General features: G+C 62.0%; 19 protein-coding genes, 1 tRNA gene and 1 riboswitch. Of the genes, 8 read left to right on the top strand and 12 right to left on the bottom strand.

All coding sequences use genetic code 11. The features are described from left to right. Nucleotides 1-77 precede the first annotated feature (77 nt). A complete protein-coding gene (locus tag CGLAUT_RS11080; protein ID WP_290185217.1) occupies nucleotides 78-1,238 on the top strand; it encodes a glycoside hydrolase family 3 N-terminal domain-containing protein in 1,161 nt (386 codons plus the stop codon). 44 nt (nucleotides 1,239-1,282) lie between these two features. Beyond that, nucleotides 1,283-3,040: a VanW family protein gene (locus tag CGLAUT_RS11075; RefSeq protein WP_290185215.1), complete on the top strand. Its 1,758-nt coding sequence runs from the start codon at nucleotides 1,283-1,285 to the stop codon at nucleotides 3,038-3,040. A gap of 3 nt (nucleotides 3,041-3,043) precedes the next feature. Here CGLAUT_RS11075 and CGLAUT_RS11070 read toward each other — a convergent pair whose 3' ends face one another. Together CGLAUT_RS11070 and CGLAUT_RS11065 are read right to left on the bottom strand one after the other, a co-directional pair. After that, nucleotides 3,044-3,385 (bottom strand): hypothetical protein, encoded by a 342-nt coding sequence (locus CGLAUT_RS11070; RefSeq protein WP_290185213.1) that lies wholly within the window; start codon nucleotides 3,383-3,385, stop codon nucleotides 3,044-3,046. Nucleotides 3,386-3,563: 178 nt separating this feature from the next. Then, nucleotides 3,564-4,385, bottom strand: coding sequence for an esterase/lipase family protein (locus CGLAUT_RS11065; RefSeq protein WP_290185212.1), 822 nt, complete (start codon nucleotides 4,383-4,385; stop codon nucleotides 3,564-3,566). Nucleotides 4,386-4,447: 62 nt separating this feature from the next. Then, a riboswitch (SAM riboswitch) is annotated at nucleotides 4,448-4,568 on the top strand. A gap of 15 nt (nucleotides 4,569-4,583) precedes the next feature. Here CGLAUT_RS11065 and CGLAUT_RS11060 point away from each other — a divergent pair. Then, the gene (locus CGLAUT_RS11060) at nucleotides 4,584-5,153 is read left to right on the top strand and encodes a hypothetical protein (protein ID WP_290185210.1); all 570 of its coding nucleotides are present in this window, start codon (nucleotides 4,584-4,586) and stop codon (nucleotides 5,151-5,153) included. On the opposite strand, the gene CGLAUT_RS11055 is transcribed toward CGLAUT_RS11060, so the two are convergent. Beyond that, a tRNA-Gly gene (locus tag CGLAUT_RS11055) sits at nucleotides 5,153-5,223 on the bottom strand. The two genes, CGLAUT_RS11060 and CGLAUT_RS11055, sit on opposite strands and share 1 nt — an antisense overlap. Nucleotides 5,224-5,299: 76 nt before the next feature. Between CGLAUT_RS11055 and dcd the strand changes: the two genes are divergently transcribed. Genes dcd through CGLAUT_RS11040 form a run of 3 tightly spaced genes read left to right on the top strand, consistent with a single transcriptional unit; the run spans nucleotide 5,300 to nucleotide 7,628 of the window. After that, entirely contained in the window at nucleotides 5,300-5,863 is a 564-nt protein-coding gene (gene dcd, locus CGLAUT_RS11050; protein WP_290185208.1) for a dCTP deaminase, read from the top strand. A 45-nt stretch (nucleotides 5,864-5,908) separates the two neighbouring features. Further along, nucleotides 5,909-6,259 (top strand): hypothetical protein, encoded by a 351-nt coding sequence (locus CGLAUT_RS11045; protein ID WP_290185206.1) that lies wholly within the window; start codon nucleotides 5,909-5,911, stop codon nucleotides 6,257-6,259. Between the two features lie 40 nt (nucleotides 6,260-6,299). After that, nucleotides 6,300-7,628 carry a UDP-glucose dehydrogenase family protein gene (locus tag CGLAUT_RS11040; RefSeq protein WP_290185205.1) on the top strand — a complete coding sequence of 443 codons (1,329 nt, stop codon included), beginning with the start codon at nucleotides 6,300-6,302 and terminating at the stop codon, nucleotides 7,626-7,628. Nucleotides 7,629-7,635: 7 nt separating this feature from the next. Here the strand turns inward: CGLAUT_RS11040 and CGLAUT_RS11035 are convergent, their stop codons facing one another. Both CGLAUT_RS11035 and CGLAUT_RS11030 read right to left on the bottom strand, forming a co-directional pair. Further along, on the bottom strand, nucleotides 7,636-8,106 hold the full coding sequence (locus CGLAUT_RS11035; protein ID WP_006840477.1) for an anthrone oxygenase family protein: 471 nt from the start codon (nucleotides 8,104-8,106) through the stop codon (nucleotides 7,636-7,638). Continuing rightward, nucleotides 8,107-8,976, bottom strand: a complete 870-nt coding sequence (locus CGLAUT_RS11030) for an NmrA family NAD(P)-binding protein (RefSeq protein WP_290185201.1) — start codon at nucleotides 8,974-8,976, stop codon at nucleotides 8,107-8,109. Between the two features lie 156 nt (nucleotides 8,977-9,132). Between CGLAUT_RS11030 and CGLAUT_RS11025 the strand changes: the two genes are divergently transcribed. Further along, nucleotides 9,133-10,083 (top strand): AraC family transcriptional regulator, encoded by a 951-nt coding sequence (locus CGLAUT_RS11025; RefSeq protein ID WP_301924915.1) that lies wholly within the window; start codon nucleotides 9,133-9,135, stop codon nucleotides 10,081-10,083. On the opposite strand, the gene CGLAUT_RS11020 is transcribed toward CGLAUT_RS11025, so the two are convergent. From CGLAUT_RS11020 to CGLAUT_RS11000, 5 genes are read right to left on the bottom strand one after another with little or no spacing between them, the layout of a single operon-like run. Continuing rightward, nucleotides 10,080-11,312 carry a pyridoxal phosphate-dependent aminotransferase gene (locus CGLAUT_RS11020; protein ID WP_290185199.1) on the bottom strand — a complete coding sequence of 411 codons (1,233 nt, stop codon included), beginning with the start codon at nucleotides 11,310-11,312 and terminating at the stop codon, nucleotides 10,080-10,082. The genes CGLAUT_RS11025 and CGLAUT_RS11020 overlap by 4 nt on opposite strands. A gap of 11 nt (nucleotides 11,313-11,323) precedes the next feature. Further along, nucleotides 11,324-11,953, bottom strand: a complete 630-nt coding sequence (locus tag CGLAUT_RS11015) for a DUF1707 SHOCT-like domain-containing protein (protein ID WP_095660776.1) — start codon at nucleotides 11,951-11,953, stop codon at nucleotides 11,324-11,326. Nucleotides 11,954-11,986: 33 nt separating this feature from the next. Beyond that, a complete protein-coding gene (locus CGLAUT_RS11010; RefSeq protein ID WP_290185197.1) occupies nucleotides 11,987-12,925 on the bottom strand; it encodes a substrate-binding domain-containing protein in 939 nt (312 codons plus the stop codon). Beyond that, nucleotides 12,918-13,358, bottom strand: a complete 441-nt coding sequence (locus tag CGLAUT_RS11005; protein ID WP_290185195.1) for a hypothetical protein — start codon at nucleotides 13,356-13,358, stop codon at nucleotides 12,918-12,920. The genes CGLAUT_RS11010 and CGLAUT_RS11005 overlap by 8 nt, the downstream gene beginning before the upstream one ends. Before the next feature lie 10 nt (nucleotides 13,359-13,368). Then, nucleotides 13,369-14,676, bottom strand: a complete 1,308-nt coding sequence (locus CGLAUT_RS11000; RefSeq protein ID WP_290185193.1) for a Na/Pi symporter — start codon at nucleotides 14,674-14,676, stop codon at nucleotides 13,369-13,371. A gap of 200 nt (nucleotides 14,677-14,876) precedes the next feature. Between CGLAUT_RS11000 and CGLAUT_RS10995 the strand changes: the two genes are divergently transcribed. Continuing rightward, nucleotides 14,877-15,179, top strand: a complete 303-nt coding sequence (locus CGLAUT_RS10995) for a hypothetical protein (protein ID WP_157731374.1) — start codon at nucleotides 14,877-14,879, stop codon at nucleotides 15,177-15,179. Nucleotides 15,180-15,186: 7 nt separating this feature from the next. On the opposite strand, the gene CGLAUT_RS10990 is transcribed toward CGLAUT_RS10995, so the two are convergent. Further along, nucleotides 15,187-17,154 (bottom strand): ABC transporter ATP-binding protein, encoded by a 1,968-nt coding sequence (locus CGLAUT_RS10990; RefSeq protein WP_290185190.1) that lies wholly within the window; start codon nucleotides 17,152-17,154, stop codon nucleotides 15,187-15,189. Beyond that, nucleotides 17,151-18,872 carry an ABC transporter ATP-binding protein gene (locus tag CGLAUT_RS10985; protein WP_290185188.1) on the bottom strand — a complete coding sequence of 574 codons (1,722 nt, stop codon included), beginning with the start codon at nucleotides 18,870-18,872 and terminating at the stop codon, nucleotides 17,151-17,153. The genes CGLAUT_RS10990 and CGLAUT_RS10985 overlap by 4 nt, the downstream gene beginning before the upstream one ends. Between the last annotated feature and the right edge of the window lie 101 nt (nucleotides 18,873-18,973).

The following is an 18,973-nucleotide window of genomic DNA, read 5'->3' as shown; positions in this document are numbered from 1 at the left end:
CGTAGGAGCCTACCAGCGGATCGTGCGAATCCCTGCGTAGAGTGGCTTCAGGTATGCGGCAGGAAAGGAGCGACAAGTTGCGTTTGCGAAGCTCAGCAGCAGTTGCGCTCGTCTGCGCGCTCACGGTGGCGTCGATTAGCGCATGCTCGCTTGACGACGACACGCCAGCTCCTGCCACCTCTGAAGCTTCTCCCACGAGCGAGCCCCCGCCGCCACCGCCACAGCCATCTCCGACCGCGGAGGAGCGGGTGCCGCAGGACTTGCGAGCGAAGGTGGCGTCGCTGATGGTGGTTGGGGTGTCGAACTACGACCAGGCCCGGTTTGCGCTCGATCAGGGCGCGGGTGGGTTGATCATTCCCAGCTGGGCGGATCCGGGTCTGCTCACTGACGAGGGGCGCAACATCAACGCTTTGCGTGCCGAGTACGACCGGCCCTTCTCGGTGACGATCGACTTCGAGGGCGGGCGCGTGCAGCGCCACAGCGGCGTGCTCGGGGACTTCATGCCGCCGCGGGTGCTGGCTGGCATGCCGCCTGAGGTGATTCAGGGCACCGGGTACGACATCGGGGTCTCGCTGCGCGCTCACGGCATCAACGTGGATTACGCGCCGCTGTTGGACCTCGACGTGACTAATTTGGACATTGTCGGCGACCGTTCGTTCCACGGAGCTCCCGATGAGGTTGTCCGGATCGGTGGCCTGTTTTCGCAAGGGCTTTTCGACGCCGGCGTGACACCCACGTTCAAGCACTTTCCCGGCCATGGGCGCGCCTCAGGTGACACGCACCATCAGCTCGCGATCACCCCGCCTCTGGAAGATGTGCGCGGTTTGGACATGGTTCCTTACGGCCCGCTGCTGGAGCGCTTCCCACACGCGAGTGTGATGATGGGCCACATGATCGTGCCCGGGATGGGTGAAGACGGTGTGCCGAGTTCGCTGAACCCCGAGGCGTACCGCGTGCTGCGCGAGGGGGACTATCCGGGTGGCGTGCCTTTCAACGGGGTGGTGGTCACCGACGATCTCTCCGGAATGCGGGGGCTTTTGGACTACACCCCAACACCGGAAGCAGTGAAGCGGGCAATCGCCGCCGGCGCAGATCAAGCGCTCTGGTCATCCGGCGCCGACCTGCCGTACATCATCGACCTGGTAACTGGCGCAGTGATGTCTGGTGAGATTCCGATGGCGCGCGTTGACGAGGCTGCCACGCGCGTGCAGCAGCAGCTTATCGACGGTGGGTTGTAGCGTGAACACAGTAAATCGAACGGCTCTCGATTACCCTGATATGGGTGAGTACGGTAAATGCGACAACGCAGCGCTTAGGGCGCGGCGGCAAGATCGCGCTCGGCGTGGTGCTGGGCGCGCTTGCGGTGCTCCTTGCCATCTACGTAGCCGACCTGGCGTTTAACCGAGGCAATGTGCCTCGCGGGACTGAGGTTGGCGGCGTGGCTATCGGGGGGATGAGTCCGGCTGAGGCGGAGGCCAAGCTCGAGCAGGAGCTTGGCGGCGTTGAGAAGAACGCAGTGGAGATTCGCGCAGGGAGCCAGCGTTCGACGCTGGTGCCGGAGGCGGCAGGCCTTGCGGTGGACTGGCCAGCCACAGTAGAGGCTGCCGGGGTGGAACCGATGAACCCGTTCATTCGGCTGCGCAACCTGGTCTCCACCCGTGAAGTCGACGTGGTGACCACCGTGGATGAGGCACGGTTCGCGCCCGAGATCGACCGCGTGAACGGTGAACTTCGGGTGGAACCCATCGACGGCTCTATTGCAGTCGAAAACGGCCGCGCGGTCGAACACGCCCCCGAGAACGGCCAGGACGTGACTAACGAGGTACTTCGCGAGTACGTGACCGGTCAGTGGCTGCGGCCTGAGGGTGTGGAGATCACCAAGCTTGAGACGCTGACCCCCGCGATTGACGAAAGCGTGTTGAAGGATGCCATGCAAGGCCCGGTTCGTTCAGCCCTAGACGGTCCCCTGACGGTCCGCGGCAAGCGACACGGCGACGGCGAGGGCGAAGTGGCGGCGTCCATTCCGCAGGAGCGACTCGGCGAGATCGTGGAGTTCCCCGTGGTGGACGGCAAGATAACACCACTGGTCCATCCCGAGGCGGCGGAGGCGATTTTCGCTGAGCAGCTCAAAGAAACCGAAACCGAGAAGCAAAACGCCCGGGTCCTTGCCAGCGGCGGGGTGGAGCCGTCGGTCGACGGCATCGTGGTCGACTGGGGCAAGACACTGGAGCGTTTCGAAGACCGCCTCCTCGGAGACTCCCCGCGAGACTGGGAGGCCACCTACAAGGAGGAGCCTGCGAACTTCACCACGGATATGGCGCAGAACGCGACCTTCGACCAGGTGGTAGGTTCCTTCACCACGGGCGGATACTCGGGTGCTTCCGGCACTAACATCGGCATCGTCGCCCGGGCGGTCAACGGTGCGATCGTGAACCCGGGTGAGACCTTCTCGCTGAACGGCCACACCGGTCCGCGCGGCGCCGCACAGGGGTACGTGGAGTCCGGCATCATCCTGAACGGCCGCGCGGACACCGCGGTCGGCGGCGGCATCTCGCAATTCGCGACCACGCTCTACAACGCGTCTTACTTCGCCGGCATGACGGACATCGCGCACACCGCGCACTCGTACTACATCTCCCGCTACCCGGCAGGGCGCGAGGCGACGGTCTACGAGGGTGCGATCGACCTGCAGTTCCGCAACGATTCGCCGCACCCGGTGAAGATCGAGACCTCGGTCGGCGGGGGAGAGGTCACCGTCAACCTCATGGGCGTGAAGACGGTGAACGTCGAATCCGTCAACGGCGGTCGCTGGGCGCACACTTCGCCCCAGGAACAGGTGGTCACCGAGTCGAGCTGTATCCCGTCTTCGGGCATCCCGGGCTTCACCACGTCCGACACCCGCATCATCAGCGACCTGAGTGGCAACGAAATCAAGCGCGAAACCCAGACCACGGTGTACAGCCCGCAGCCGATCGTCCGCTGCGGCGATGGTGGCGATTCCGGTCCAGCACCTGCACCGGAACCGCCGGAAGGCGAGTAGCAGTTAGTACTCGTCCAGTGGGGCGTTCGCCATTTCGTCGGCAAGCGCGTCCATGATGCGCCAGCCGAGCTGCGGCGCACCCTCCGGGACGAAGGCGGTGTGATCGCGGCGGGCGAGGGCTTGGATTACTGCGCCGTACGGGGACAACGGGCCGTCGAAAAGCGAAATGCCCATGACTTCCTTCCGGTCCCGCCGGAACCCCTTGCCGGTGCGCAGCAGGATGTGGGTGCGCTCCCAACCTGGCAGCGACGAAGCGATCTCGAGCTGCACCAGGGTTTCCGTCTCGCGGGCCGGGTCGACACCCGGCAAGGTAGGTGGCGGGCACGCGCAGGTCCTGATCCACATTGGCCTGCACAGCATCATCGACCTGTGCCTGGTAATCGTCCACGTCCTCACGCCCGGCGCCGATGACTTCCATCTCCGCGCCGCTGGCCGCGATGTACTCGCCAAGTCCCGGCAGCAGCAGCCGCATCGCCAGGTCGCTCGTGCCTCCAAGAATGATGAAAGAGATCATGCCGTCAGGCTACGCGCGGGCGGCTGATTCCGGCGGCTCGTGCTCACCGGGAGCCCGCTCCAGGCCCCACCGGGTCAACTCCGCCAAGAGAGGATCGCGCGGCATCAGCGGGTGCAAAGGTGCGTAGCCGTCGTAGAAATCGGCGACGTTGATGTTCGCTACGTCTGCGCCGTCGATAGGCAAAAGCTCCGATGCTGAAGTCGGGGTGACCACCGTATCCGCCGGCGAGTACAGCGAGGTGTACATGACGCGCGGATCGGTGTCCGGCAGGTTCGAGCGCTCGGTGGACCACGGCGAACCTGCGAGTTGCTGCGAAGCGCCGCGGGTGGCAAACAGCATGCCCAGCCACGGCCAGCGCGTGAGCAGCGGATGCAGCCAGCTCACTCGGCCGTGAAAGTCGGTGCCGTGGAAGTTGCCGCCGAGCGCCACGACGCGCCGCACCTTGTCCGCCTCTCCGTCGGCGATGTAAAGCTTCACCATCAGTCCGCCTTGCGAGTGCGCCACAATGTCCACCTGCTCAGCGCCCGTCTCGGCCAGCACGTGGTCGACGTTTTCTGCAACGTCTCCGACAATCTCGTCTAGGTCGCCGATGCCGAAGAACCCCGGCGCAATCATGTCGCCGTAGTCGTAGCCCCACACCCAAAACCCGTGGTCGCGCAGGTGCTCCGCGTTCTGCCGAAACGCCATCGTCCGGCTATTGATCCCGTGTACGTACAGCACCGGAGTCTCGTGCGCGGGCACAAAATCCGGGTCGTTGAACGGCGAGGCGGGGCGCCGCTTGAGCCCCAGCGAGGCGCCGACCAGCCACAGCAGGGCAATCACAAGTCTCATACAGAGCATTTTGCTTGACGACGGTTGCGCTAGACCAAGCGGTCTGTTATTCTCGCTTCCACGATCCAGAAGTTCGACGAATGCCTCCCGGCACGTCGACTGGCAACCGCGCGATTCGCGCACGGTGCCCCCGGGAGAAGATCGGCCGGTGACTTGCAAACCTGCGCACCGGAAGTGCGAATTCCATAAGGAGAACACATGTCTAATGACATGTTCATGCCCGACGACTGGGTGCCAGCGACGCTCATCAACGTCGCCGACACCACCGTGACATTCAGTGCGGCAGGGGCCACGGTTGTGAGGGAGCTGCCATCACTCATCTCGGCGGTGTTTTACGTGTGCACTCTGAACAAGCCGTTTGAATTTTCCGCGGCGCGGAACGCGGTGCGAACGGCGGACGGCGAAGAATGGGAGTTCCCGGCTCCTCCTGCTCCACGCAGGGTGGTGGACAAGGACGAATGCCAAAGTCTTTCGCCGGGGCACAAACCGCACTGGGTGCCCGCTCTGCGCTCATTCCGCGAGCCCGGCGAGAAGGTGCCGGTCACTCTGATCAGCGTGGAGGGAAAGAAGCTCACCTTCGCCACTCCCGATGGGAAGCTGACCGTCTACAACCATGACCCCGAACGCTGCAGCCGCGCGATCGAGTACCTCCCGGACTGGAAGCTCCTTAAAGGGCCATTGAAACGCGACGAGCATGGCCACCAAAGCTACGAGATGAACAGCGTGTCCCTGCACCCCCTGAGTGACTGCACTGCGGAGAAAATTTGAGCCGGCGACGAGAATCGAACTCGCACTCTCAGCTTGGGAAGCTGATGTTCTACCACTAAACTACGCCGGCACTGGTCACGCGGACCTTTGGCTCACTCTAGCACCGCGCCACCGGAGCCCAAAAAGTGGCAGTTACAATCACAACTGTGCTGCTCTCTGATCATGACATCCGCGACGCGATTGACTCCGGCCGCCTCGGCATCGACCCGTTCGATGCGTCTCTGATCCAGCCGAGCTCGATCGACGTGCGGATGGACAACCTTTTCCGCGTGTTCAAGAACTCGAAGTACACCCACATCGACCCGAAGCTGGAGATGCCGGATCTCACCGAGCTCGTCGAGGTGCCCGAGGACGAATCCTTCGTTCTTCACCCCGGCGAGTTCGTCCTTGCTGCAACGCTGGAGCGGTTCACGCTGCCCACTGACCTCGCGGGTCGCCTGGAAGGCAAGTCCTCGCTCGGTCGTCTCGGCCTGCTCACGCACTCCACCGCAGGATTTATCGATCCGGGTTTCTCCGGCCACATCACCCTGGAGCTGTCGAATGTGGCCAACCTCCCGATCACGCTGTGGCCGGGCATGAAGGTGGGCCAGCTCGCACTGTTCGCCATGACTTCGGCGGCAGAAACTCCTTACGGCTCGTCGCAGCTTGGCTCGAAGTATCAGGGTCAGCGCGGGCCAACACCGTCGAAGGCCTACCTCAACTTTCGGTAGCGTGGGGGTCAAGGCAGTTTCGCTTGACGACGAAAGGTGTTTCCCATGACTAACCCGAACGAGCTTCACATTTCTGCTGCTGGCGATAAGCACGCCAAGGGCGGCTGCGGTTGTGGCCACCACGCGAAGAAGGCCGAAGGCATGCACTCCTGCGGCTGCGAGCCGAACAGCTGCCAGTGCGGCCACAACCACGGGGCCCACGATGAGGACGCCGACAAGGACTTCTCCGATCCGGACGTGACCCGCGCAGATGGCACCAACCCGGCAGTGCGCACCGTCGACGAGGGCGAAGGCCACAACCCGAACGCCGGTTGGAACGACGGCATCCGTCCCACCGAGGGTGGCGACGCCACCGCAAGCGGTGCGAGCGACAACGCCAAGGACCAGATCAACTAGACAGCGCGCACTCGTTCGATCACCGGCATAATGGTGACTTATGCGTATGACGGTGATTGGAACGGGTTACCTCGGTGCCACCCACGCAGCCTGCATGGCTGAACTGGGCCACGAAGTGCTCGGCGTGGATGTGGACGAGGCAAAAATTGAAGCGCTGAAGAACGGTCGCGTGCCGTTCTACGAGCCGGGTCTGCCCGAGGTGCTCGAACGCAACCTCGAGGCAGGCCGCCTCGACTTCACCACCGACTACGAGCGCGTCGCGGAGTTTGCCAGCGTCCACTTCATCGGCGTTGGCACCCCGCAACAGCGCGGATCCTATGCTGCTGACACCCGCTACGTTGAAGCAGTCATCGAGGACCTCGTGCCCAAGCTCGAGGGCAACCACATCATCTTCGGTAAATCGACCGTGCCGGTTGGTACCGCAGCCGCGCTCCAGGAGCGTGCCGACGAGCTCGTCGCCGAGGCAGGCAACAAGGCGAGTGTGGAAATCGCTTGGAACCCCGAGTTCCTTCGCGAAGGCTACGCGGTAAAGGACACCATCGAGCCGGACCGCATCGTCGTTGGCGTGCGCGGCGAGGACACCAACGCTGAGCAAGCGGCCCGCGAGATCTACGCCCAGGCGTTGGAGAACGAGACCCCGTTCATCGTCACGGACCTGCAAACCGCTGAGCTGGTCAAGGTCTCTGCGAACGCATTCTTGGCTACCAAGATCTCCTTCATCAACGCCGTTTCGGAGGTCTGCGAGATCGTCGGCGCTGACGTCACCCAGCTCGCTGATGCCATTGGCTACGACGACCGCATCGGCCGCAAGTTCCTCGGCGCCGGCCTCGGCTTCGGCGGTGGCTGCCTGCCGAAGGACATCCGCGCGTTTATGGCCCGCGCCGGCGAAGTCGGTGCCGACCAGGCTCTGACCTTCCTTCGCGAGGTCGACGCAATCAACATGCGCCGCCGCCAGCGGACGGTGGACCTCTCCCGCGAAGTGCTGGGCAGTCTCATCGGCAAGCGCATCACCGTCCTCGGCGCGGCGTTCAAACCGAACTCCGACGACGTGCGCGACTCGCCTGCACTCGCGGTTGCGGGCCAGCTCTCCCTCGCCGGCGCTTCGGTGCGCATCTACGACCCACAGGCGATGGAGAACGCGAAGAAGGTCTTCCCGACGCTGGATTACGCCACCTCGCTTGACGACGCTCTCCGCGGCGCGGAACTTGTCATCCTCGCTACCGAATGGGCCGAATTCAAGGAGCTCGATCCGAAGCATGCCGCCGAGCTAGTCGCGGAGCAGCGCATTATCGACGGCCGCAACGTCCTGCCTGTCGACGCGTGGCAGGCCGGAGGCTGGGAGATTCGCGCTTTGGGGCGCAGCCTGTAAGGGGTTTTTATCCCTTCGTGTTCAGCGCAAAGAGCAGCGTCGCTCCAACAGCGACCGTCTGCGCTACGCATCGGGCAGCGTTGAGCGAGTTCCACCGGGACTCGAAGTTCGCGCGAATCTCGGACACCGCATTCTGACTTGTGAACGCATTGTCGAGGTAGTTGTTCAGTGGGACATTTCCCGCGACGGTGATGCCCAGTGCGACGAGCGACGCTGTTGCAGCGAGAATCGTCCATCTGGTCGGTACGAGGATGGCCAGTAATACTGAGGACAGTGGTGCAAGCGCGAATACTGTCAGGAATCGGGGGTTGAGGATCGCCTGGTTGATGCCTGCGAAGACCTCGACGTACTGATCATCGGGTAAACGTGCGAAGCTCTTCCGAGTACTGACCTCAAAGGCAAAATAGAGACCGCTGAGCAGCCCGCCGGTGACGGTTGCGCAAAGCGCCACTGCACTGGTGATGATGGGAAGATTCATCTACGCGCCCTCCCGATTCTGTAGGACGGTGCTGACCGTCTCGGTAAGCGGCGTCAGGGCCGAGATCGATTTCGACGCGCAAGGTGCAAGCAACCCATCACTGTCCGCCCGGTACATCTGGGCAAGGCTGTGAGCGACGCCGGTTGAAAAACCAGCCCGCTCGAGCTCGGACTCCCACGCCTCATCGGGAATTTCGACGACCGCCACGTCTTTGTGAAGCTGCTCCGCAATCACACCGGCCACGTCCCGTTCGGTGTAGCTCGGACCGATGATGTCAACCGGCTCTTGAGAGACGGGAGGATTCATCAAGTTGTGTGCGGCGAAGACACCGATATCCTTGGTCGCGACCATCGGCTTCGGCTCATCAGCTGCGCCGAAAACGGGGTACACGCCCTCCTGGAGAATTGCGGGCAGCACATCCTGAAACTTCTCTTGAAAATGTCCCGGCCGAAGGGCGGTGAGCAGGGGAGTAGCGGACAGGAGTGCCTGCTCCATTCGGTGCAGTCCTGTGATTGGGCCCGTTGAATGCTCGTGTTGGGCGCCTCCCGACGAGAGCATGACGACGTGAGGAACGTTTGCGGATTCGACCGCAGAGCGCACTGATGCGATGACTGCATCTGCGTAGCGGTCAAGGTCGTCTGCACCGAAGTGGAACGGGAGCAATGCGAAGAATCCCTCCGCACCCTTCAGCGCCTCGGACAATGCCGCGCTGTCGAGCAGGTCAACCGCTGCAGTCTCGACGCCTTGCGCTGACCACTGTTTCAAGGATTCTTCCGATCTCGCGAGAGCTCGAACGGGTTGGTCGTGCTTGAGTAGTTCGGCGACAACGTTGGATCCAACGCGTCCCGTCGAACCGGAAATAACAAACATCGGGGCCTCTTTTCTCAAAGTAGGGAGGGTTACGGAGACTGGCTCAATTCACGTTAGGAATCGCCAGCGACCGTCAGTAGGCCCGTCAGTCCATTTTTCTTTGCCGATCGTCCGGATATGTGGAGTTGACAACTCCGAGGGTGCGATCATCGTTCTATGAATGTGAAACCGGAGGTAGCGCACTTCCTGAGGCAGTTGCGTATGAGCGGTGTGTTCTACTGCAATACGACTGCCCGCGGTGATTGGGGTCTGCGGATGCCAGTTGATCCCCAATGTCTGAGTTTTCACGTGGTCACCGAGGGCTCATGCTGGTTGATTTCGGACGACATGCCGAAGCTCCAACTCCGGGAAGGGGATGTTGCTCTCGTGCAGCTCGGAAGGGAGCACATGCTCTCCGCCAGCCCGGATAGAACGGTAGCTCCCCGGGTCGATCAATTGCCCCAAAGGTATCTCAGCGAGAACTACTCAATCGTCAACGTAGGTTGCGACGGCTCATTCACGCGGTTGCTCTGCGGGATGGTGAGTTTTGACGCTCCAGATGTTCACAACATCGTGCAAGCCCTTCCCCCTGTGGTCTCCGCAAGAGGCATGAACTTAAACGACGATTCGTCCGTCGTGAAGCTAGTCGGCCTCTTGGCAGACGAACTCTCAGAAGATAGGTTGGGCGGGGACGCCGTAGCGGTTCGGCTGGCCGACATCATCGTGGTGCAGATCATTCGAAAATGGTTCTACGAGGAAAGCTCCTTCGAACCTGGGCTCATCGCGGGATTAGCTGATCCTGCGATCGGGAGAGTCCTACACGCAATCCATGATGAGCCAGAAAAACCGTGGGCGATCGCAGATATGGCAAAAATTTCCGCCATGTCACGCACATCGTTTATCGAGAAGTTCCGAGAGGTCGTCGGAGTAGCACCAGCAGCGTACGTGACGAACTGGCGCATGGAGGTCGCAAAAACCCGGTTGATTGAGACCAACGAGCCGATCGCAGTAGTTGGTTCTTCGGTGTCGTATTCTTCCGAATCCGCCTTCTCCAAAGCGTTCGCCCGCAGCGTCGGGATCTCACCTAGCGCGTACAGGCAGACGGCGCTTCGTCGTCAAGCAAACTAATGCTGGTGGTAATCGACGAGGAAGTTGCCGAGGCGCTCGATCGCGTTTTCCAGCTGTGATGCCCACGGCAAAAACACCACGCGGAAGTGGTCCGGGGTGGGGTAGTTGAAGCCGGTTCCTTGGACCATGAGGATCTTCTCGCTCTTGAGCAGGTCGAGCATGAAGCGTTCGTCGTCGTGGATTTCGTACATCTCAGTGTCGATCTTCGGGAAGCAGTACATCGCGCCCATTGGCTCGACCACCGAAACGCCAGGGATCTCGCGAAGCTTAGCGACGGCGACGTCACGCTGCTTCCGCAACCTGCCGCCTCGCCCGGTCAGTTCGTAGATCGACTGGCGGCCCCCGAGCGCCACCTGGATCGCGTGCTGGCCGGGCACGTTTGAGCACAGGCGGGTGCCGCTCAGCAGATCCAGGCCCTCGATAAAGCCGGCGGCGCGGCGGCGGGGACCGGTGATGATCATCCACCCAGCGCGGTACCCGCAGACACGGTACGCCTTGGACAAGCCGTTGAACGTGACAGTGATCAAGTCCGGAGCGACCTCAGCCATGGAGATGTGCTGGGCGTCGTCGTAGAGAACGCGGTCGTAGATTTCGTCGGCAAGCACCATGAGCTCATGCTCGCGCGCAATGTTGGCGATGCCCTCCAGTACTTCCCGCGAGTAGACCGCGCCAGTCGGGTTGTTGGGGTTGATCACCACGATGGCTTTGGTCTTGTCGGTGACCTTCGCGCGGATGTCCTCAAGATCCGGGTTCCAGTCGTTGTCCTCATCGCACATGTAGTGGACGACCTTGCCGCCGGCGAGCGTGGACGCGGCGGTCCACAGCGGGTAGTCGGGGGCGGGGATGAGGATCTCGTCGCCGTCGTTTAGCAGGGCCTGGGTGACCATGGTGATCAGCTCGCTGACCCCGTTGCCCAAATAAACATCGTCGACATCGAATCGGGGGAAGGCATCGATCATCTCGTAGCGGGTGACCACTGCGCGGCGGGCCGAGATAATGCCTTTGGAGGTGGTGTAGCCCTGGGAGGTGGGCAGGTTTGCGATCATGTCGCGCATGATCACGTCCGGCGCTTCGAAGCCGAACACGGCCGGGTTACCGGTGTTCAGTTTCAAGATCGTGTGGCCGTCGCGCTCCATTTGCTCGGCCGTGGCGGACACGGGCCCGCGGATGTCGTAGAACACATCCTTGAGTTTGTTCGCCTGATCGAAATGCCGGTGCTTGTCACTCATGCACCATGAGACTACTGCCTTTTAAACCGCTTCACAGTCTGTTGCGCAACATCCAGCGCGTCGGAAGTCAGCTGGTTCAGCTGGTCGCTGCGCTGCTGTCGCATGAGCGCCTGTTGGTGTACCTTCGCCGCCTCAATCTCCAGCTGACGCGCCTTGAGCTGCTGGCGGCGCTGAATTTCCAGCTGCCGCAGGCTCGGGGTGTACCAGCTGTCTGGGCCGATCTTCATCACGTACAGCAGGATGAACAAAGTCGGGATCATGAGTAGCGCCACGCCAGTGAGAATATCCAGGCCCAGTTCCGTAAACAGCACCGTTCCTGCTAGCGACCCGACCGTGCCCAGCCAGAACACGCCCGCGCGCATCCGTTGGCTCGCGCGTCGCGCTTGCACGATTTCAGCTTGGGAGTACAGCACCGCTTCATTGGGCACTTGCTTATCGACGGCTCTTTCAACCGCCATCGGTGGCAAGTCACGCAACACCGTTGCAAGGTCGTCGTGATACTGCGCATCGGCGACCTGGCTGCAGCGTTGGTCGAACTCGTCCATGTTCAGACGGCCCTCGCCAAGCGCGCGACCGAGCGCATCCATTGCGTCGATGCGCTCGGCGTCACTGATTCTGTAGTTGCCGTAAGGGGTGCTCACGTCGCCGATTCTACCCTGTACGGCGGCGAAGGGTTATGCGTGCCAGCGCTCGTCGGTACCGGTCTTGCGGTCCTCGTAGCGCTGCTTCGCGTCGATGTACTCCTGCTCCGGGAGCTGGTAGAAGTACACGCGCGGCAAGACACCCTCCACATGCTCGAGGTAGGTGTTGACGAAGCCGTCAACACCTTCGCGGTCTGCCGACTTCGTGTTCACGTAAATGAACAGCGGACGCGCCAGCGGGTAGTTACCGTTGCGGGCTTCCTCGGCGGTTGGTGCGATGCCGTCGACGAGCACATTGTCAATCTTGTTACGGGTCGGGTCCTCGGTCGCCAGGTAGTTACCAATACCCATGAAGCTCAGCGCGTTGACGTCCTCAGCCACCCAACCGGAAAGTTCCTGGATGTCGTCGGTTGCCTCGTAGTCGTCGCGCAGCTCCATGTCGCCCAGCACCAGCGACTGGAACACGCCCAAGGTGCCGGAACCCTCCGGGCGGCCGTACAGGTTGATTTCCTCGTCCGGCCAGGACGGATCGATGTCGGACCACTTGGACACCTCGGAGTCGCTCGACCAGATCTCGGCGAGCTGGTCGATGCTCAGATCAGTCGCCCAGTCGTTGTCGCGGTGCTTCACAATGGTGATCGCGTCGAGGGCGATCGGCAGCTCGACGTACTCAACATCGTTGTCTGCGCACTGTTTTTGGAAGTCGGTCGGGGCATCTGCACCGGGGATGGCAACGGAGGCGTCGTTGATGTCAGCTTCGCCGTTGCAGAACAGCTCGAAACCGTCGGTGGAGCCGACGGCCTCGATGTTCACGTCGTAGTCGTAGCGGTTCGCGATGTAGCTGGTGATCGGCTCAACGGTGGAGGAGCCTGTGATCTTGATGGCGTCCTCGCCCGGGGTGTTGTCGTTCGAGCAGCCAGCTGCGAACAGAGTTACAGCGGCCAGCGCTGCGGCAGTGAGTTGCTTACGCATCGTGCTTGCTCTCCCTCATCTCGGCGCGGAAATCGCGCAGCATCTTGAACAGGTTCGCCCAGGTACCCCGCTGAGTACCGAAGTACTCCGGGAAGTGCTCCAGCTCCTCTGCCTGCTCCGGGGTCACATTCGGGTTGAGCTTCTTGGCGTACGCCGGCTTTGCAGCACTCTCCGGCGTGACAACGGCCTCGGTGCGCTCGGTCACCGGCTCCTGGGAGTCGGTCTCGGTCTCTGCGCGAGCAGCTGCATCGTCGTTGATCAGCTTCTGCGCGTTGCGGCGACGAGCCTCAAGCTCGGTGCGCACCTCGTCAGCAGTCTCCTCGAGCTCGGCCAGCAGGGCTTCGAGCGCGTTGTCCGGTGCCTCGGTCTGGATCAGATCCTGGGCGAGCGGGGACAGGTCCGGGGTCTGGTTGTTCTCGTTCGGATTCGTCATTGCGTGCTCCTTAGGAAAGCGCGTTGGAGATGAAGACGGCCAGGATCGGGATGATGAAGAACACGCCACCAATCCAGAGGAAGACGTAGAGCTTGTTCTTCGTCGCCAGGGCGGCGAGCCAGTCGGAGCCCGCAGGTGGCAGCTTGCGCATGAACGGGATACCCAGGATCACAAGCGCTGCGAAGGTGTTGAACAGGGTGTGGACCAGCGCACCGGACATTGCAGCTTCGGCTTCAGCGCCGGATGCGGAGAACGCCGCGATCAGGCCGGTGACGGTGGTACCGATGTTTGCGCCCACCACGAACGGGAAGAGGGTGCGTACCTCGAACTTGCCCGACGCTGCCAGCGGAACGGTCAGTGCGGTGGTGGTGGAAGAAGACTGCACCAGGGCGGTGATCAGGGCGCCGGAGAGCACACCGACAAACGCGTTCTTGCCCAACGCGGCGTAGAGGATCTCCTGTGCCTTGCCCACGAGGAGCAGGTTCAGGATCTTGCCGATGAAGCTAATGGAGAACAGGATCAGAGCAATACCGATGACGGAAAGCAGGATGCCGCCCCAGATGTCGCCAAGCGGCTCAACCAAGCCGCTCACCAGCTCTACCAGCGGCTCGGTGATCAGGTCGATGAAGTCGCCAATCGCCTCGAAGATGCCGGAAACAACGCCCTCGCCCTGGCCAGACAGCGACGGTGCGATCGCGGTCGCGGTCTTGCCCAGGAAGCCGGTGAACATCTCCAGCGGGAAGAAGATCAGGATGGCGATGAGGTTGAAGAAGTCGTGCACGGTTGCCATGGAGAAACCGCGCTGGAACTGCTGCTTGTTACCTGCCAGACCCAGGGCCACCAGGGTCGAGGTGACCGAGGTACCCATGTTCGCACCGAAGAGCATCGGAATCGCGATGTTCAGCGGCAGGCCACCAGCGATCATGCCCACCACGATGGAGGTGGTGGTGGAGGAGGACTGAATAATCGCCGTGGTGACGATACCGATCGCCAGACCCACGAACGGGTTCTCAGCGAAGGAGAACAGCTCCTGTGCTTGATCGCCGGCGATCATCTTGAAGCCGTCGCCGATCATGCCCACGCCGTTGAGCAGCAGCCAGATGCCGAGGAGGACTGCGATCCAGTTGGCAACCTGCTTGGCGGTGCCTTCGAGTGGGAGCCAGGCTAGCGGGTCCTTCTTTTCGTCATCCTCGTCGACCTCGTTGTCGTCGAGGTTTCGATTTTCGTCATCGGTCTTGGTCGAGTCGTCATCAGCAAAGCTCACTGCCGTGCTTCCGCTGGCTTCGGCGCTGCGGTCAGTGTCGTGCTTTTGGGACACTTCTTTGTCTCTACTCATGCTCACCCAATCGTTTGGTTGGTCGTCTCACGCCGTGAACACACACGTGCATGCCCGACCGTACGGCGGCAGGGTTGTCGGCGGGTGGCCCCGAGGTGAATTTTGGGAAAACTGAGAGCGAGATGAGAATCCCTGCTGCTAACTGGTTCAAGATCGTGTACGAAACGTGCACGTTGGAAACAATGACAAAGATCGAAGAACTAAGGGATCACTACGACAACACGGATGTCGCCGAGCTCATTGACTCCGCCGAGGAGGTGGATTTTGGCGATCATGTAACGCCCGAGGCAATGAGCGCGTTTACGGTTCGCCTTCCAACCCACGTGCTCAACCGGGTCCGCGCGATAGCAGAGCAGGAGAATTGCTCCACGGGGGCGGCGATGCGGGCGATCATCGAGCAGGGTGTTGCAGACTCAATGAGCGATGACGCCGTCATCCCTGTCAGGGAGCTGCGCAGACTCATCTCTTCTGCCCGCGGAGCGTAGCTCCCAGCTAGTCGTCGTCGGCGAACTGCGACTGGCTTAGCTCGTAGTAAAAGCCTTGCTTATCGACGAGCTCCGCATGCGATCCCTGCTCCACGATCTGCCCATCTCGCATGACCAAGATCAAGTCGGCGTCCCGGATCGTCGACAAGCGGTGGGCAATGACGAAGGAGGTGCGGTTGGCGCGCAGGGCGTTCATCGCCTGCTGCACCAACACTTCCGTTCTGGTGTCGACGGAGGACGTCGCTTCGTCGAGAATGAGCAACGCCGGCTGCGCGAGGAAGGCACGCGCAATGGTGATCAGCTGGCGCTCGCCCTGGGAAATGGAACCGCCATCCTGATCCACCTCGGTGTTGTATCCGTCGGGCAGCGCGCGCACGAAACGGTCGACATAGGTCGCCTTGGCAGCCGCGATAACCTCTTCGTCGGTGGCATCGAGGCGACCGTAGCGGATGTTGTCCATGATCGTGCCCTTGAACAGCACCGCGTCCTGGAGCACCATACCGATCTGCTCGCGCAGCTCGGCGCGTGAGAGGTCGCGGATATCCACGCCGTCGAGCGTGATTTGGCCCGCGTCGATCTCGTAGAAGCGCATGATCAGGTTCACCAGCGTAGTCTTGCCCGCGCCGGTGGGGCCGACAATGGCCGCGGTCTGGCCGGGCTCGACGCGCAGGCTCAGGTCGCGGATCAGCGGCTCGCTCTTGTCATAAGAGAACTCGACATCGCGGAACTCCACAAGGCCGCGTGTGCGGCCATCCAGGTGCGCGTCCGCCGCGTCCTCCGATTCTTCCTCCGCGTCGAGCAGCTCGAAGACGCGCTCCGCGGACGCCACACCGGACTGCAGCATCTGCATCATGCCCGCGATCTCACCGAGCGGCTGGTTGAACTGACGCGAGTACTGGATGAACGCGGTCGCGTCGCCGAGCGTCATATGCCCATTGGCCACGCGCACGCCGCCGAGCACCGCGATGGCCACGTAGCTCAAATATGAGATGAACTGCATGATCGGGTGCATCGAGTTGGCCAAGAACTGCGCCTTCTGCGCGGCGCCAGCAAGCTCGTTATTGCGCCGGTCGAACTCCTCGCGCAGCTCCTCGGTGCGCCCGAAGATCATTGCCACGTCGTGGCCGGAGAACGCCTCCTCCACGTGCCCGTTGACATCGCCGGTGGCCTTCCACTGGGTGACAAACTGCTTCTGGGAGCGGGTGCCCACAAGGGCCATCACCACGCCGGTCAAAGGAATGGCCAACAGCGCGACCAGCGCAAGCTGCCAGGAGATGGAGAACATCATCACGATGATGCCCACCAAGGTTAGGAGAGCGTTGAACAGCGAGGACAAGGATTGCTGCAATGCTTGCTGGACGTTGTCCACGTCGTTGGTGGTGCGGCTCATCACGTCGCCGCGCTGTCGGGTGTCGAAATAGCTCAGCGGCAGCCGGTGCAGCTTCGCTTCCACCTTTTGACGCAGCTCAAACACGGCGCGCACAGCCAGCCGGTTCAAGATCGCACCCTGCGCCCACATCAGCAGCGAGGCCAGGAAAAAGAGCGTCAGCACCACAATGATCAGCTCGCCGAGGCGACCGAAGTCGATGCCGGAACCAGGCGTGAGTGTCATCGCCTCAGCCATGTCCGCGAACTGGTCCTGGCCCGCGGCGCGCATCGCCTCTACCGCTTGCGTTTTGTCCATTCCCTCGGGCAGCTGCTTCGACACCACGCCGGAGAAGATCACGTCCATTGCATGGCCCATCACCCGCGGCGCGTACACGCCCAGGATCACCGAGCCGGCATTCATCAAGAACACGAATGTCAGCGCCACCTTGTAGGGGGCCAGCAGACCTAAAAGCCGCTTCGCGGACGGCCAGAAGTGCTTTGCCTTGCGCGGCGCGTTTTGGGAGAAGTTGTCGCCGGCCATCTTCTCTTCGTATTCGGCCAGCTGCTCATCGGTCAGTTCAGCGTTTTGTCCCGTCGGCGCACTCATGCGTCCACCACCTGTTGGCTGCGTTCAATCTCCCGGTAGGTCTCGCTCGAGGCCATCAGCTCTTCGTGCGTGCCGCGCGCGACAATCTCACCGGCCTCCATCACCAGGATCTGGTCGGCATCGCGTATCGACGCCACCCGTTGCGCCACCACAATCTGTGTCATCCCCGCTGCGTGCTCACGCAGCGCTGCCTGCAAATTCGCCTCGGTGACTGCATCGAGCGCTGAGAAGGAGTCGTCGAAAAGCAAAATGCTTGGGCGAGCCACGAGCATGCGAGCGATGCACAACCGCTGCCGCTGACCGCCCGAGACGTTTGTGCCGCCTTGAGCGATCGGCATCTCGAGGTCTTCGACGAAGCTGGCTTGCGCGATCCCCAGTGCTTGCCACAGCTCCTCGTCGCTCGCCTCCGGGTTGGCAATGCGCAGGTTCGACGCCACCGTGCCTGAGTACAGCCAGGGTTTCTGCGGCACCATGCTGACTAAGCGCACCAGCTCGGCACGGGGAATCGCGCGGACATCGGTGCCGGACACGCGCACCTCGCCCTCGCTCGCCGTGTACAGCCGCGGAATCAGCCCGAGCAGCGTCGATTTGCCGGCGCCGGTCGAACCGATGATCGCGGTGGTCGTGCCAGGCTTCGCAGTAAAGCTCACATTGTTCAGCACAGGGTGCTCGGCGCCAGGGTAGGTGTAGCTCACCCGGTCGAACTCGACCTCGCCGGAGCTATTGCTTATCGACGCCTCCGTGGCGCTGTTCACCCCGTGGTCGGAAACCTCATGGTCAAGTACCTCGGCCACGCGCCGAGCGCACACAATCGCGCGCGGCAGCATCATGAGCATGAACACGCCCATCATCACCGCCATGAGGATTTGCATGAGGTACTGCATGAACGCGGTGAGCGCACCGACCTCAACCAAGCCTTGATCCACTCGGTGGCCGCCAAACCACAGCACTGCGGCCGTGGCCAAGTTCAGGATGAGCATGATGACCGGGAACATCGTGACAAAGAGACGTCCGATGTTGAGGCTGAGTTTGCTAATCGCGGTGTTCGCGTCGGTGAAGCGGTCCATCTCGTGTGCTTCGTGGCCAAAAGCGCGCACGACGCGGATACCGGCGATCTGTTCGCGGAGCAGGCCGTTGATGGCGTCGAGGCGTTCCTGCATCTTGCGGAACATGGGCATGAGCACCCCTGCGAGGATGCTCACCACGATCGCGAGTGCGACCACGGCGAGGACCACCAGCCAGGACATGCCCGCGTCCTGGCGCAGGGCCATGATGATGCCGCCGATCGCCATGATGGGCGCTGCGATCATGAAATTAAGGGCAAGCAGCATCGTCATCTGGATCTGCTGCACGTCGTTGGTGCCGCGGGTGATCAGCGTCGGGGTGCCGAATTGGCTCATGTCCTCTTTACTGAAGCCCGTGACGTTGTCGAAGACGTCTGCGCGCACGTCGCGGCCTGTCTTCATCGCGGCTTGCGAGGCGAACCATACGGCAGCAACCGCCGCTGCGACCTGGATGAGCGCGACAATGAGCATGCGCAGACCCACGTTCCAAATGTAGGGCACATCCGCGCGCGCGACACCGTTATCAATAATGTCTGCGTTGAGGTCCGGTAGGTAGAGCGTAGCCAGGGTGGTGACGAGCTGGAGCACCATCACGGCAAGAATCGCGCCGGAGTAGCGCTTGCCGTATGTGCCGATGATTCGGAGAAGATCCACCGGGCAATCGTAGACCCGCCATCATCGACAACGCACGTCTGAGTTTGCGGACATTCCTGGCCGGAATGTTAAGCGGTTTAACACATGACTAGATTGACGTT

This window comes from Corynebacterium glaucum (assembly GCF_030408855.1).
Classification (GTDB): domain Bacteria; phylum Actinomycetota; class Actinomycetes; order Mycobacteriales; family Mycobacteriaceae; genus Corynebacterium; species Corynebacterium glaucum.
The sequence above is the reverse complement of the archived record's forward strand: the minus strand, read 5'-3'. Positions and strand labels throughout refer to the sequence as shown.

Excerpts from the sequence above, each read along its gene's own strand:
- CGLAUT_RS11030 (WP_290185201.1), bottom strand. The coding sequence starts at position 8,976 with ATGTTTGTTATTTCCGGTTCGACGGGACGCGTTGGATCCAACGTTGTC.
- CGLAUT_RS11020 (WP_290185199.1), bottom strand. The coding sequence starts at position 11,312 with ATGAGTGACAAGCACCGGCATTTCGATCAGGCGAACAAACTCAAGGAT.
- CGLAUT_RS11035 (WP_006840477.1), bottom strand. The coding sequence starts at position 8,106 with ATGAATCTTCCCATCATCACCAGTGCAGTGGCGCTTTGCGCAACCGTC.
- CGLAUT_RS11070 (WP_290185213.1), bottom strand. The coding sequence starts at position 3,385 with ATGTGGATCAGGACCTGCGCGTGCCCGCCACCTACCTTGCCGGGTGTC.
- CGLAUT_RS11040 (WP_290185205.1), top strand. The coding sequence starts at position 6,300 with ATGCGTATGACGGTGATTGGAACGGGTTACCTCGGTGCCACCCACGCA.
- CGLAUT_RS11025 (WP_301924915.1), top strand. The coding sequence starts at position 9,133 with ATGAATGTGAAACCGGAGGTAGCGCACTTCCTGAGGCAGTTGCGTATG.
- CGLAUT_RS11045 (WP_290185206.1), top strand. The coding sequence starts at position 5,909 with ATGACTAACCCGAACGAGCTTCACATTTCTGCTGCTGGCGATAAGCAC.
- CGLAUT_RS11060 (WP_290185210.1), top strand. The coding sequence starts at position 4,584 with ATGTCTAATGACATGTTCATGCCCGACGACTGGGTGCCAGCGACGCTC.
- CGLAUT_RS10990 (WP_290185190.1), bottom strand. The coding sequence starts at position 17,154 with ATGAGTGCGCCGACGGGACAAAACGCTGAACTGACCGATGAGCAGCTG.
- CGLAUT_RS11005 (WP_290185195.1), bottom strand. The coding sequence starts at position 13,358 with ATGACGAATCCGAACGAGAACAACCAGACCCCGGACCTGTCCCCGCTC.
- CGLAUT_RS10995 (WP_157731374.1), top strand. The coding sequence starts at position 14,877 with ATGACAAAGATCGAAGAACTAAGGGATCACTACGACAACACGGATGTC.
- CGLAUT_RS11010 (WP_290185197.1), bottom strand. The coding sequence starts at position 12,925 with ATGCGTAAGCAACTCACTGCCGCAGCGCTGGCCGCTGTAACTCTGTTC.
- CGLAUT_RS11065 (WP_290185212.1), bottom strand. The coding sequence starts at position 4,385 with ATGAGACTTGTGATTGCCCTGCTGTGGCTGGTCGGCGCCTCGCTGGGG.